Source organism: Pseudomonas sp. FW305-E2 (assembly GCF_058782925.1).
Genome location: NZ_JBYSYE010000007.1, coordinates 98574 through 112590 on the forward strand (window position 1 = coordinate 98574; position 14017 = coordinate 112590).

The 14017-nt window shown below is 62.7% G+C and carries 10 protein-coding genes; 3 read left to right on the top strand and 7 right to left on the bottom strand.

Features of this window, described 5'->3' with window-relative positions:
- Positions 1 to 96: 96 nt before the first annotated feature.
- The 7 genes from rpsA to mtnA all read right to left on the bottom strand — a co-directional run bounded on the left by rpsA (position 97) and on the right by mtnA (position 11570).
- Positions 97 to 1773 carry a 30S ribosomal protein S1 gene (rpsA, locus tag AC3WLP_RS09155; RefSeq protein WP_003252673.1) on the bottom strand — a complete coding sequence of 559 codons (1677 nt, stop codon included), beginning with the start codon at positions 1771 to 1773 and terminating at the stop codon, positions 97 to 99.
- A 124-nt stretch (positions 1774 to 1897) separates the two neighbouring features.
- Complete coding sequence (gene cmk / locus AC3WLP_RS09160) at positions 1898 to 2575, bottom strand: (d)CMP kinase (protein WP_003252672.1); 678 nt, start codon at positions 2573 to 2575, stop codon at positions 1898 to 1900.
- Positions 2576 to 2580: 5 nt separating this feature from the next.
- Positions 2581 to 4788 carry a bifunctional prephenate dehydrogenase/3-phosphoshikimate 1-carboxyvinyltransferase gene (locus AC3WLP_RS09165; RefSeq protein ID WP_256596052.1) on the bottom strand — a complete coding sequence of 736 codons (2208 nt, stop codon included), beginning with the start codon at positions 4786 to 4788 and terminating at the stop codon, positions 2581 to 2583.
- Positions 4789 to 4979: 191 nt separating this feature from the next.
- Positions 4980 to 6074, bottom strand: coding sequence for a prephenate dehydratase (pheA, locus tag AC3WLP_RS09170; RefSeq protein ID WP_003252669.1), 1095 nt, complete (start codon positions 6072 to 6074; stop codon positions 4980 to 4982).
- Between the two features lies 1 nt (position 6075).
- Entirely contained in the window at positions 6076 to 7161 is a 1086-nt protein-coding gene (gene serC / locus AC3WLP_RS09175) for a 3-phosphoserine/phosphohydroxythreonine transaminase (protein WP_088513604.1), read from the bottom strand.
- Between the two features lie 214 nt (positions 7162 to 7375).
- Entirely contained in the window at positions 7376 to 10135 is a 2760-nt protein-coding gene (gene gyrA, locus AC3WLP_RS09180; protein ID WP_014754190.1) for a DNA gyrase subunit A, read from the bottom strand.
- A gap of 358 nt (positions 10136 to 10493) precedes the next feature.
- Positions 10494 to 11570 carry an S-methyl-5-thioribose-1-phosphate isomerase gene (gene mtnA / locus AC3WLP_RS09185; RefSeq protein ID WP_012053387.1) on the bottom strand — a complete coding sequence of 359 codons (1077 nt, stop codon included), beginning with the start codon at positions 11568 to 11570 and terminating at the stop codon, positions 10494 to 10496.
- A 110-nt stretch (positions 11571 to 11680) separates the two neighbouring features.
- Between mtnA and ubiG the strand changes: the two genes are divergently transcribed.
- The 3 genes from ubiG to AC3WLP_RS09200 all read left to right on the top strand — a co-directional run bounded on the left by ubiG (position 11681) and on the right by AC3WLP_RS09200 (position 13950).
- A complete protein-coding gene (gene ubiG, locus AC3WLP_RS09190) occupies positions 11681 to 12379 on the top strand; it encodes a bifunctional 2-polyprenyl-6-hydroxyphenol methylase/3-demethylubiquinol 3-O-methyltransferase UbiG (RefSeq protein ID WP_003252662.1) in 699 nt (232 codons plus the stop codon).
- Between the two features lie 2 nt (positions 12380 to 12381).
- On the top strand, positions 12382 to 13053 hold the full coding sequence (mupP, locus tag AC3WLP_RS09195; RefSeq protein WP_003252659.1) for an N-acetylmuramic acid 6-phosphate phosphatase MupP: 672 nt from the start codon (positions 12382 to 12384) through the stop codon (positions 13051 to 13053).
- Positions 13054 to 13209: 156 nt separating this feature from the next.
- Positions 13210 to 13950, top strand: a complete 741-nt coding sequence (locus tag AC3WLP_RS09200) for a YciK family oxidoreductase (RefSeq protein WP_012053388.1) — start codon at positions 13210 to 13212, stop codon at positions 13948 to 13950.
- Positions 13951 to 14017 lie beyond the last annotated feature (67 nt).

Consider the following 14017-nt stretch of genomic DNA (forward strand, 5'->3'; position numbering starts at 1 on the left):
CACCGGCGAAGCCGGTGCCATCCGCCGCGCCGCCTGATTGCCGAGCATAAAAAAAGGGCGACCCGAGGGTCGCCCTTTTTACCGATCAAACAGAACTCAGTTCTGCTTGGCCATTGCTTCGCGCAGCAGCGCAGCCATGGTGGTGTCGGCAGCAGCTTCCGGAGCGTTTTTCAGGCTCTGGATAGCTTCGCGCTCTTCAGCGTCGTCTTTCGATTTGATCGACAGGCTGATAACGCGGGACTTGCGGTCAACGCTGATGATCTTGGCTTCGATCTCTTCGCCTTCCTTCAGAACGTTACGCGCGTCTTCAACGCGGTCACGGCTGATTTCGGAAGCTTTCAGAGTGGCTTCGATGTCGTCGGCCAGGGTGACGATGGCGCCTTTGGCGTCAACTTCTTTCACGATGCCCTTGACGATAGCGCCCTTGTCATTGACAGCAACGAAGTTGGAGAACGGATCGTCTTCCAGCTGCTTGATGCCCAGGGAGATGCGCTCGCGCTCTGGGTCAACCGACAGGATGACAGTTTCCAGCTCGTCGCCCTTCTTGAAACGACGCACGGCTTCTTCGCCGGTTTCGTTCCAGGAGATGTCGGACAGGTGAACCAGGCCGTCGATGCCGCCGTCCAGACCAATGAAGATACCGAAGTCGGTGATCGACTTGATGGTACCGGTGATCTTGTCACCCTTGTTGAACTGGCCGGAGAAGTCTTCCCATGGGTTGGACTTGCACTGCTTGATGCCCAGGGAGATACGACGACGCTCTTCGTCGATGTCCAGAACCATGACTTCCACTTCGTCGCCAACCTGAACGACTTTCGACGGGTGGATGTTCTTGTTGGTCCAGTCCATTTCGGAAACGTGTACCAGACCTTCAACGCCTTCTTCCAGCTCAGCGAAGCAGCCGTAGTCGGTCAGGTTGGTAACGCGAGCCTGTACGCGAGTACCTTCTGGGTAACGGGCAGTGATAGCTACCCACGGATCTTCGCCCATCTGCTTCAGACCCAGCGAAACGCGGTTGCGCTCACGGTCGAACTTCAGAACGCGTACGTCGACTTCGTCGCCAACGTTAACGATTTCCGACGGGTGCTTGATGCGCTTCCAGGCCATGTCGGTGATGTGCAGCAGGCCGTCGATACCGCCCAGGTCCACGAATGCGCCGTAGTCGGTGAGGTTCTTGACGATACCTTTGACTTGCTGGCCTTCCTGCAGGGTTTCCAGCAGGGCTTCGCGCTCGGCGCTGTTCTCGGCTTCCAGCACGCTGCGACGGGAAACGACAACGTTGTTGCGCTTCTGGTCCAGCTTGATGACCTTGAATTCCAGCTCTTTGCCTTCCAGGTGGGTGGTGTCACGCACTGGGCGGACATCAACCAGGGAGCCCGGCAGGAACGCACGGATGCCGTTAACGTCGACAGTGAAGCCGCCCTTAACCTTACCGTTGATAACGCCCTTGACCACTTCTTCGGCGGCGAAAGCTGCTTCCAGAACAATCCAGCACTCGGCGCGCTTGGCTTTTTCACGGGACAGCTTGGTTTCGCCAAAGCCGTCTTCGACCGCGTCCAGCGCAACGTGAACTTCGTCACCGACCTTGATGGTCAGCTCGCCAGCTTCGTTGTAGAACTGCTCGAGCGGGATGACGCCCTCGGACTTCAGGCCAGCGTGTACGGTAACCCAGTCGCCGTCGATGTCGACAACGATACCGGTGATGATCGCACCCGGCTGAAGATTGAGGGTTTTCAGGCTTTCTTCAAAGAGTTCTGCAAAGCTTTCGCTCATTTTAATTCCTGTAGATTCGGGCGAAACAAACGCCCATAACCACATTCCAGACAATGTGGGTTCGTTTTAAGTAAAGGAAAGCCGGCAGGACGTTGACTGGTGCCCCTGCCTGCTTTCCTGGCTATCAGATAAGGTCGCGCTGGGCGATCTCGCTTCTGATACGTTGCAACACCTGCTCGATGGACAACTCGGTAGAGTCCAACTGAATGGCATCGGCCGCTGGCTTCAGCGGGGCCACTGCACGTTGGGTGTCGCGCTCATCACGCGCACGAATCTCATCCAGCAGACTCGACAGACTAACATCTTCACCCTTGCCCTTCAACTGCAGGTAGCGGCGACGTGCGCGCTCCTCCGCGCTGGCGGTGAGGAAGACCTTCAATGGCGCATCCGGGAACACCACGGTACCCATGTCGCGACCGTCAGCAATCAGCCCCGGCACTTCGCGGAACTCACGCTGACGCACCAGCAGCGCATCACGCACTGCCGGCAACGAGGCCACCATCGATGCACCAGCACCGACGGTTTCGGTACGGATGACGTTGCTGACGTCCTCACCCTCAAGGATGATCTGTTGCAGCTTACCGGGCTCGGCAGCAATGAACTGCACATCCAGATGGGCGGCAAGTTTGGTCAGCAGCTCTTCGTTGGTCAGGTCGACGCCATGGTTGCTGGCATTGAATGCCAGCAAGCGATACAGCGCGCCGGAGTCCAGCAGCTTCCAGCCCAGCTCGCGGGCAATCAGCCCAGCGACCGTGCCCTTGCCCGAGCCGCTTGGCCCGTCGATGGTGATAACCGGTGCCATTGAATTCACGACTTGCCCTCTTCTGCCACGCGAATCCCCACTTCGGCGCACAGCGCCAGGAAGTTGGGGAACGAGGTGGCGACGTTGGCGCAGTCGTGAATGCGAATCGGCGCACTGGCGCGCAGCGAAGCCACGCTGAAGGCCATGGCGATGCGGTGGTCACCATGCCCATGCACTTCGCCGCCGCCCAACTGGCCGCCGTCGATGATGATGCCGTCCGGGGTCGGCTCGCACTTGATGCCCAAGGTGGTGAGGCCATCGGCCATCACCTGGATGCGATCGGACTCCTTCACCCGCAGCTCCTCGGCGCCACGCAGCACGGTACGCCCTTCAGCGCAGGCAGCGGCCACGAACAATACCGGGAATTCGTCGATGGCCAGCGGCACCAACGCTTCAGGAATGTCGATACCCTTCAGCTTGGCACCGCGCACACGCAGGTCGGCCACGGGCTCGCCGCCCACTTCACGCTGGTTTTCCAGGGTGATGTCGCCGCCCATCAGGCGCAGGATGTCGATCACGCCGGTACGGGTCGGGTTGATGCCGACATGCTCCAGCACCAGCTCGGAGCCTTCAGCGATAGAGGCTGCGACCAGGAAGAACGCTGCCGAGGAAATGTCAGCCGGCACTTCGATCCGGGTAGCGGTCAGCTTGCCACCGGACTGCAGCGAGGCCACCGGGCCATGGCTGTCGACCGAGTAGCCAAAACCGCGCAGCATGCGCTCGGTGTGGTCACGGGTAGGTGCAGGCTCAGTGACAGTGGTCTTGCCTTCGGCGTACAGGCCGGCCAGCAGCAGGCAGGATTTGACCTGGGCGCTAGCCATTGGCAGCGTGTAGGTCAGCCCTTTGAGCTTGTGGCCACCGCGGATGGTCAGCGGCGGACGGCCGTCCGGGCCGGTCTCGACCACAGCACCCATTTCGCGCAGCGGGTTGGCCACACGGTTCATCGGGCGCTTGGACAGCGAGGCGTCGCCGGTCATGGTGACATCGAACGACTGACCGGCCAACAGGCCCGACAGCAGGCGCATCGAAGTACCCGAGTTACCTACGTACAGCGGCCCAGGTGGCGGCTTGAGGCCATGCAGGCCCACGCCGTGAATGGTCACACGACCGTGGTTGGGGCCTTCGATGACCACACCCATGTCACGGAATGCCTGCAGGGTCGCCAGCGCATCTTCGCCTTCGAGGAAGCCTTCGACCTCGGTAGTACCCTCGGCCAGCGAGCCGAGCATGATCGAGCGATGGGAAATCGACTTGTCGCCCGGTACACGGATCCGCCCGTTCAGGCGGCCACCCGGTTGGGCCTGGAAAATCAGATCGTTGGCGTTCATAGCGTCCACATAGGCCCGGCGGGCCAGGATTTTACTGAAATGCTCGCGGGCAACCCGTGCGCGGGTGAATACACCCAGCAGTTGGTGCCCATCCCCTTCAGCGATCGCGTCGCGCAGGGCGTCGAGATCGCTGCGATATGTATCAAGCGTGCGCAGGACAGCGTCGCGGTTGGCGAGGAAGATGTCATGCCACATGGTCGGATCGCTGCCGGCGATTCTTGTGAAATCGCGGAATCCACCCGCAGCGTACCGGAAGATCTCGAGGTTTTCATTGCGTTTGGCCAGTGAGTCGACCAGGCCAAAGGCCAGCAGGTGTGGCAGATGGCTGGTGGCGGCCAGTACTTCGTCATGGCGCTCGACCGACATGTGCTCCACATCGGCATCCAGCGCACGCCACAGGCGGTCAACCAGGGCCAGCGCGGCGGGGTCGGTTTCGGCCAGCGGCGTGAGGATGACCTTGTGCCGGCGGAACAAGGTGGCATTGGAGGCTTCTACCCCGCTCTGCTCGGAACCGGCAATGGGGTGGCCCGGGACGAAGCGCGGCAGGCGATCACCGAAGACGGCACGCGCTTCCCGCACAACGTTGCCCTTGGCGCTGCCGACGTCGGTGATGATTGCATCACCCAGGTCGAGCTGGGCCAGGCGGGCCAGGACTTTCTCCATGGCCAGGATCGGTACGGCCAGCTGAATGACATCGGCGCCCACGCAAGCGGCGGCGAGGTCTTCTTCGCAGCGGTCGACCACGCCCAGGGCCACGGCCTGCTTGCGCGAGGGGGCATCCAGGTCGACACCGACCACTTCGCGGCACAGGCCGCCTTCACGCAGGCCTTTGGCGAACGAGCCGCCGATCAGGCCGAGACCGACCACGACCAGGCGGTTGATGATTGGCGCGGGTTTGGTTTTTGCTGCATTTACCACTGGTGCGAACCCTGTTCTGAAATCTGGACAGCCGGTAAGAGCCATTGGGGCTGCTTTGCAGCCCATCGCGACGCAAGGCCGCTCCCACAATGCGCTACACCTGTGTGGGAGCGGCCTTGTGTCGCGATGGGGTGCGAAGCGGCCCCAACAACCTCAGATCAAAGCACCGCCTTCGGATAAGAGCCCAGCACCTTCAGCGCCACAGCCTCCTGGCTGATCTGCTCGAGCACCGCCTTGATCAGCGGGTCGCGGTGGTGACCGACGAAGTCGATGAAGAACACGTAGGTCCACTTGCCGCTGCGCGACGGGCGGGTCTCGATGCGGGTCAGGTCGATGCCGTTCTGATAGAACGGCACCAGCAACTCATGCAACGCACCTGGCTTGTTGCTCATCGAAACGATGATCGAGGTCTTGTCGTCGCCGGTCGGCGGTACTTCCTGATTACCGATCATCAGGAAGCGCGTGGAGTTGTCCGGGCGGTCTTCGATCTTCTCGGCCAGACGGGTCAGGCCGTACAGGTTGGCCGCCATATCGCCGGCGATCGCCGCCGAATTCCACTCACCCTTGACCCGCTTGGCCGCTTCGGCATTGCTCGATACGGCCACGCGCTCCACGTTCGGGTAGTGCGCGTCCAGCCACTTTCGGCACTGGGCCAGCGACTGGGCGTGGGAGTAGATGCGGGTGATGCTGTCGGTCTTGGTATTCTCGCCCACCAGCAGGTGGTGGTGGATACGCAGCTCGACCTCACCGCAAATCACCATGTCATGCTCGAGGAAGCTGTCCAGGGTGTGGCTGACCGCACCTTCAGTGGAGTTTTCCACCGGCACCACACCGAAGTTGACGGCACCGGCCGCCACTTCACGGAACACTTCGTCGATGGCCGCCATCGGCCGACTGATCACCGCGTGGCCGAAGTGCTTCATGGCCGCCGCCTGGGTGAAGGTACCTTCAGGGCCGAGGTAGGCGATTTTCAGCGGCTCTTCCAGGGCCAGGCACGACGACATGATTTCGCGGAACAGCCGCGCCATCTCTTCGTTGCCCAGCGGGCCCTTGTTGCGCTCCATCACGCGCTTGAGCACCGCAGCTTCACGCTCGGGACGGTAGAACACCGGCTTCTCGCCTTCCTTCAGCGAGGCCGTCTTGACCCGGGCTACTTCTTCGGCGCAGCGGGCGCGGTCGCTGATCAGCTCGAGGATTTTCTCGTCGAGGCTGTCGATGCGCACGCGCAGCGCCTTGAGCTCCTGTTCGGACATGTCAGCCATGCTCCTTCTCGAATTCAGCCATGTAGCCTACCAGCGCTTCTACCGCTTCCAGGCCCAGGGCGTTGTAGATGGAGGCGCGCATGCCGCCCACCGAACGGTGGCCCTTGAGGTTGAGCAGGCCACGCGCGTCGGCGCCAGCGAGGAAGGCCTTGTCCAGGCGCTCGTCAGCCAGGCGGAACGGCACGTTCATCCACGAACGGGCGTTGACGCTGATCGGGTTGGTGTAGAACTCGCTGCGGTCGATAAACCCGTAAAGGCGCTCTTTCTTGGCACGGTTGCGCTGCTCCATGGCCTCAACACCGCCCTGCTCTTTCAGCCACTCGAAGACCAGGCCAGAGAGGTACCAGGAGTAGGTGGCCGGGGTGTTGTACATCGACCCGTTGTCAGCCGAAACCTTGTAGTCGAGCATGGTCGGGCAGCTGCTGCGGGCATGACCCAACAGGTCTTCGCGCACGATCACGACCACCAGGCCGCTTGGGCCGATATTCTTCTGCGCGCCGGCGTAGATCAGGCCGAACTGCGACACATCGATCGGGCGCGAGAGGATGTCGGACGACATATCGACCACCAACGGCACGTCACCGGTTTGCGGCACCCAGTCAAACTGCAGGCCACCGATGGTCTCGTTGGACGCATAGTGCACGTAGGCAGCGTTTTGGGTCAGGTTCCACTCGTTCTGGCCGGGGATGGCCAGGTAGTCGTAAGGCTTGGCAGTGGCGGCGACGTTGACGTTGCCGAAACGGCGCGCTTCCTCGATGGCCTTTTTCGACCAGATACCGGTTTCGATGTAGTCGGCCGTGCCGTTTTCCGGCAGCAGGTTCAGCGGGATTTCAGCGAACTGCTGGCTGGCGCCCCCTTGCAGGAACAGCACCTTGTAGTTGGAGGGGACGGACAGCAGGTCACGCAGGTCCTGCTCGGCCTTTTCGGCGATGGCCACGTAATCGTCGCTGCGATGGCTCATTTCCATCACCGACAACCCCTTGCCACGCCAGTCCAGCATCTCGGCCTGTGCGCGCTGCAGGACAGCGTCAGGAAGCGCGGCAGGGCCTGCGCAGAAGTTAAAGGCTCGTTTGCTCACATCCACTCTCGCTCTGCCAAATAGAACAAAAACTATCACATGGGTTAGCAGCGACCCTGTGGGAGCGGGCGAGCCCGCGAACACCGGCAAAGCCGGTGCCATCTACCGCAGTGTCTGCTTCGCGGGCATGCCCGCTCCCACAAGGCCGGGCTTTGCCAGCTGTTATCAGTCAAACGGGGCGACCTTGGTCGCCCCGTTCGGGTTTCACGCTTGATTACTCTTGCGGGGCCTCTTCGGCGCCTGCAGATTCGTCTGGCGCTTCGGCTTCGACACCCTCCTCGTCCGCCTCGATCACTTCATCGAGCTCGTCCTCGGACGGCTCCTGGATACGCTCCAGGCCCACCAGTGTCTCATCGGCCGCCAGCTTGATCAGCGTAACACCCTGGGTGTTGCGGCTCAGGCTGGACACCTCGCCAACCCGGGTGCGAACCAGCGTGCCCTGGTCGGAAATCAGCATGATCTCCTCGCCTTCCTGCACCTGGATAGCCCCGATCAGCAGGCCGTTGCGCCCTTTGGTACCCATGGCGATCACACCCTGGCCACCACGGCCGCGACGCGGGAACTTGGACAGCGGGGTGCGCTTGCCAAAGCCACGCTCGGAGGCGGTGAGAATCTGCGAGCCGGACTCCGGGATCAGCATCGAGATGATCCGCTGGCCTTTGCCCAGCTTCATGCCGCGTACACCACGGGCGTTGCGGCCCATTTCACGCACGACGCTCTCGGCAAAGCGAATGACCTTGCCAGCGTCGGAGAACATCATGACTTCCTTGGCGCCATCGGTGATGGCCGCGGCAATCAGGGTGTCGCCTTCCTTCAGCTTCAGGGCGATCAGGCCGTTGGAGCGCGGACGGGCGAACTGCACCAGCGGGGTCTTCTTGACGGTACCGGAAGCGGTCGCCATGAAGATGTACGCGCCGGTCGGCTCTGCAACCCACTCCGGGGTGTCGCCGTCTTCTTCGTCGACTTCCTCGGCCTCCACCAGCTCACCCTCGAGCACGGTGTCATCAGCCTCGTCCAGCTCTTCGTCGAGGTCGGCGTTCTGCTGCAGCGCTTCGAGGTCGATCTGCAGCATGGCGGTGATGCGCTCACCCTCCTCCAGCGGCAGCAGGTTGACCAGCGGACGACCGCGGGCAGCGCGGGACGCTTCGGGGATTTCGTAGGTCTTCTTCCAGTACACCTTGCCCTTGCTGGAGAACAGCAACAGGGTGGCATGGCTGTTGGCGACCAGCAGGTGCTCGATGTAGTCCTCGTCCTTCACGCCGGTCGCCGACTTGCCTTTGCCGCCGCGGCGCTGGGCCTGGTAGGCGGACAATGGCTGGGTCTTGGCATAACCACCATGGGAGATGGTGACCACGCGCTCTTCTTCCGGGATCATGTCGCCGTAGTTGAGGTCGTGGCTGGCATTGAGGATTTCGGTACGGCGCACATCGCCGTACTCGGCACGGATGGCCTCCAGCTCCTCGCGAATCACTTCCATCAGGCGCTCGGCGCTACTGAGGATGCGGATCAACTCGCCGATCTGCTCGAGGATTTCCTGGTACTCGGCCAGCAGTTTCTCGTGCTCCAGGCCGGTCAGGCGGTGCAGGCGCAGGTCGAGAATAGCCTGGGCCTGTTCCGGCGACAGGAAGTACTTGCCGTCATGCAGGCCGTACTGCTCCGGCAGGTCCTCAGGGCGGCAGGCGTCGGCGCCGGCGCGCTCGACCATGACCTGCACGGCACTGGATTCCCACGGCGTGGAAACCAGGGCTTCCTTGGCTTCGGACGGCGTCGGCGAGGCCTTGATCAGGGCAATGACCGGGTCGATGTTGGACAGCGCGACCGCCTGGCCTTCAAGGATATGGCCGCGTTCACGGGCCTTGCGCAGCTCGAATACAGTACGGCGGGTCACCACTTCACGGCGGTGGCGGACGAACGCTTCGAGCAGGTCCTTGAGGTTGAGCAGGCGCGGACGGCCGTCGACCAGGGCCACCACGTTGATGCCGAATACGCTCTGCAGCTGGGTTTGCTGGTAGAGGTTGTTGAGCACTACCTCCGGCACCTCGCCGCGACGCAGCTCGATGACGATGCGCATGCCGTCCTTGTCGGACTCGTCGCGCAGCTCGGTGATGCCTTCGATCTTCTTCTCTTTGACCAGCTCGGCGATCTTTTCGATCAGGCGCGCCTTGTTCAGCTGGTACGGCAGCTCGGTGATCACGATCTGCTGGCGGCCGCCAACCTTGTCGATGTCTTCGATCTCGGAGCGGGCGCGCATGTAGATGCGGCCACGGCCGGTGCGATAGGCCTCGATGATGCCCTGGCGACCGTTGATGATGCCGGCAGTCGGGAAGTCCGGGCCAGGGATGAACTGCATCAGCTCATCGATGGTGACTTCCGGGTTGTCGATGAGCGCCAGGCAGCCATCGATGACCTCGCCGAGGTTGTGCGGCGGGATATTGGTCGCCATGCCCACGGCAATACCGCTGGAGCCGTTGACCAGCAGGTTGGGAATACGCGTCGGCATGACCGCCGGGATCTGCTCGGTGCCGTCGTAGTTGGGCACCCAGTCGACGGTTTCCTTGTGCAGGTCAGCCAGCAGTTCGTGGGCCAGTTTGGTCATGCGCACTTCGGTGTATCGCATGGCAGCAGCGTTATCGCCGTCCACCGAACCGAAGTTGCCCTGGCCGTCGACCAGCAGGTAGCGCAACGAGAACGGCTGGGCCATACGCACGATGGTGTCGTAGACCGCAGTGTCGCCGTGCGGGTGGTACTTACCGATCACGTCACCGACCACACGGGCGGATTTCTTGTACGGCTTGTTCCAGTCGTTGCCCAGTTCGCTCATCGCATAGAGAACGCGGCGATGCACGGGCTTCAAGCCGTCACGCGCATCGGGCAGCGCTCGCCCGACAATCACGCTCATCGCGTAGTCGAGGTAAGACTGTCTCAGTTCGTCTTCGATATTGACCGGGAGGATTTCTTTGGCCAGTTCGCCCATGAGAAGCCTGATTCCTTTTTCTGGTGAAACTTCGCAGCTCCATCAAGGGCCGAACGAAGCTCGCCGCCGCAGCGCATAAGGGTGCGACGACTTACGACAAATCAATGAGTTGTGCCATGGATCTGCGCAATGAAGGCCGCCACTTTGGGCGGTCTTGGAAACTGCCGGATATTATCACAAAGGCGGGGGCGGTGGGGAGATCTGTACGGCAGTGCACGGTCATTGTGGGAGCGGCCTTGTGTCGCGATAGGGCTGCACAGCAGCCCCGGCAATTTTTGCTTCTTCGCCGACATCCCGGGGCCGCTTTGCGGCCCTATCGCGACGCAAGGCCGCACAAAGTACGCGTTCTACCGGGGTATCAGTGCAGGCGCTTGCGGCAAATCAACTGGGCCAGTTTGGCGGTATCCGGGCGCTCGACAACACCCCGTTCGGTCACGATAACGTCAATCAGGTCGGCCGGGGTCACGTCGAACACCGGGTTGAATACCTGCACATCCCGTACCGCCGGGGCACCGCCAAAGTCCAGCCACTCGTCGGCGTCACGCTCTTCCAGGGGAATATCCTCGCCGGTTGCCAGGTTCAGGTCGATGCTGGTGCTCGGCGCCACCACCATGAAGCGCACACCATGGTGCATGGCGCTGACCGCCAACTGGTAGGTGCCGATCTTGCTGGCCACGTCGCCATTGGCAGCGATGCAGTCCGCGCCCACCACCACCCAGGTGATGCCCTTGGTCTTCATCAGATGCGCCAGCGCCGAGTCGGCGCACAGGGTCACCGGAATTCCCTCGTTGGCCAGCTCCCAGGCCGTCAGGCGCGAGCCCTGCAGCCAAGGGCGAGTCTCACCGGCATACACCCGCTCGACCATGCCTTCCAGGTAGCCGGCACGGATTACCCCCAGTGCGGTGCCAAAGCCGCCACTGGCAAGGGCGCCGGCGTTGCCGAAGGTGAGCAGGGCCTGGGCATTGCCCTGATGACGACGGATCAGTTCGATACCCTGCTGGGCCATGGTCAGGTTGGCCTCACGGTCGCTTTCGTGAATGGCCACCGCTTCGGCCTCCAGCGCCGCCAGAACGTCTTCTTCCGGACGCAGGCGCAGCAGACGCTCGCGCATGCGGTTCAGCGCCCAGAACAAGTTGGCGGCGGTAGGACGCGCTTCGGCGAGGGTGAGAAAGTCGTCTTCCAGGTCCATTTCCCAATCGCCGCCTTCGGCCAGCCGTTCTTCAAGGGCCAGTACCAGGCCGTAAGCTGCGGCAATACCGATCGCCGAGGCGCCGCGCACGGCCATGTCACGGATGGCTGCGGCCACCTGCGCAACATTGTCGCAGGCCAGCCAACGCTCCTCCGACGGCAGCAGGCGCTGGTCGAGCAGGTGCAAGGCGCCGCCCTGCCAGCGGATCGCGGTCACCTTCTCCGCCGCCAAAAGTCGCTCGCGCATCGCCTCTCCCCGTCATTCGGATATCAAAAACCGGCGATTATAGCGACCCTCGCGGCCAAGCGCTCGGGTATACTCCGGCGCAATTTTGCGAAGTTTCAGAGGACTGTTCAATGAGCAACGTCGACCGCGCCGAAATCGCCAAGTTCGAAGCGCTGGCCCACCGCTGGTGGGACCGCGAAAGCGAGTTCAAGCCGCTGCACGAAATCAACCCGCTGCGCGTCAACTGGATCGACGAGCGCGTCAGCCTGGCCGGCAAGAAAGTGCTGGACGTGGGTTGCGGTGGCGGCATCCTCAGCGAAGCCATGGCCCTGCGCGGCGCCACGGTCACCGGTATCGACATGGGCGAGGCGCCACTGGCGGTGGCTCAGTTGCACCAGCTGGAGTCCGGCGTGCAGGTGGAATACCGGCAGATCACCGCCGAAGCCCTGGCCGAGGAAATGCCCGAACAGTTCGACGTGGTCACCTGCCTGGAAATGCTCGAGCACGTGCCCGACCCGTCTTCGGTGATCCGCGCCTGCTACCGCATGGTCAAGCCGGGCGGCCAGGTGTTCTTCTCCACCATCAACCGCAACCCCAAGGCCTACCTGCTGGCCATCGTCGGCGCCGAGTACATCCTGAAGATGCTGCCGCGCGGCACCCATGACTTCAAGAAATTCATCCGCCCGTCCGAGCTGGGCGCCTGGAGCCGCGATGCAGGCCTGCAGGTGAAGGACATCATCGGCCTCACCTACAACCCGCTGACCAAGCACTACAAGCTCAACAGCGACGTCGACGTCAACTACATGATCCAGACCCTGCGCGAGGAATAAGCATGCGTTTGCGAGCAGTACTCTTCGACATGGACGGCACCTTGCTGGACACGGCGCCGGACTTCATCGCCATTTGCCAGGCCATGCTCGCCGACCGCGGGCTGCCGGCCGTTGACGACAACCTGATCCGTGGCGTGATCTCGGGTGGCGCCCGCGCCATGGTCGCCACTGCGTTCGCCATGGACCCGGAGGCTGACGGCTTCGAGGCCCTGCGCCTGGAATTCCTCGAGCGTTACCAGCGCGACTGCGCGGTGCACAGCAAGCTGTTCGAGGGCATGGCCGAGCTGCTGGCCGACATCGAGAAAGGCAACCTGCTGTGGGGCGTCGTCACCAACAAGCCGGTGCGCTTCGCCGAGCCGATCATGCAGCAGCTGGGCCTGGCCGAGCGTTCGGCGTTGCTGATCTGCCCGGACCACGTGAAAAACAGCAAACCCGACCCCGAGCCGCTGATCCTGGCCTGCAAGACGCTGAACCTGGACCCGGCCAGTGTGCTGTTCGTCGGCGACGACCTGCGCGACATCGAGTCCGGCCGCGACGCAGGTACCCGCACGGCGGCGGTGCGCTACGGCTATATTCATCCAGAGGACAACCCCAACAACTGGGGTGCCGACGTGGTGGTGGACCACCCACTGGAACTGCGCAAAGTGATCGACAGCGCGCTGTGCGGCTGCTGAACCCAGACCGATGACCGGGCACCGCCTCTTTGTAGGAGCGGATTCACCCGCGAATGCGCCAGCCCAGACAACACTGGCGCCTGATCGGACGCATTCGCGGGTGAACCCGCTCCTACAATAGGCCCGGCCGCCCACACGAACTCGAAGGACAGAACCATGTTCGACTACACCGCCCGCCCCGACCTGCTGCAAGGCCGGGTCATCCTGGTTACCGGTGCCGGCCGTGGCATTGGTGCCGCGGCTGCCAGGGCCTATGCCGCACTGGGTGCCACCGTGCTGCTGCTGGGCAAGACCGAGGCCAACCTGAACGAGGTCTACGACCAGATCGAAGCCGCCGGCCACCCACAGCCGGTCGTCATCCCGTTCAACCTGGAAACTGCCCTGCCACACCAGTACGACGAGCTGGCGGCCATGATCGAAGGCCAGTTCGGCCGCCTCGATGGCCTGCTCAACAATGCGTCGATCATCGGCCCGCGTACGCCGCTGGAACAGCTGTCGGGCGACAACTTCATGCGCGTGATGCACATCAACGTCAATGCCACCTTCATGCTCACCAGCACCCTGCTGCCGCTGCTGAAGCTGTCGGAAGACGCTTCGGTGGTGTTCACCAGCAGCAGCGTCGGGCGCAAGGGCCGGGCTTACTGGGGCGCCTATGGCGTGTCGAAGTTCGCCACCGAAGGCCTGATGCAGACCCTGGCCGATGAACTGGAAGGCGTGGCGCCGGTGCGCGCCAACAGCATCAACCCAGGCGCCACGCGCACGGCAATGCGGGCCCAGGCCTACCCTGGCGAGAACCCGCAGAACAACCCGCTGCCCGAAGAGATCATGCCGGTGTACCTGTACCTGATGGGGCCAGACAGCACAGGGGTGAACGGGCAGGCGTTCAACGCCCAATAAACCTGCATCGGCCTCTTCGCGGGCTTGCCCGCTCCCACAGAATCACCGCAACCCTCAAGGACTGCGC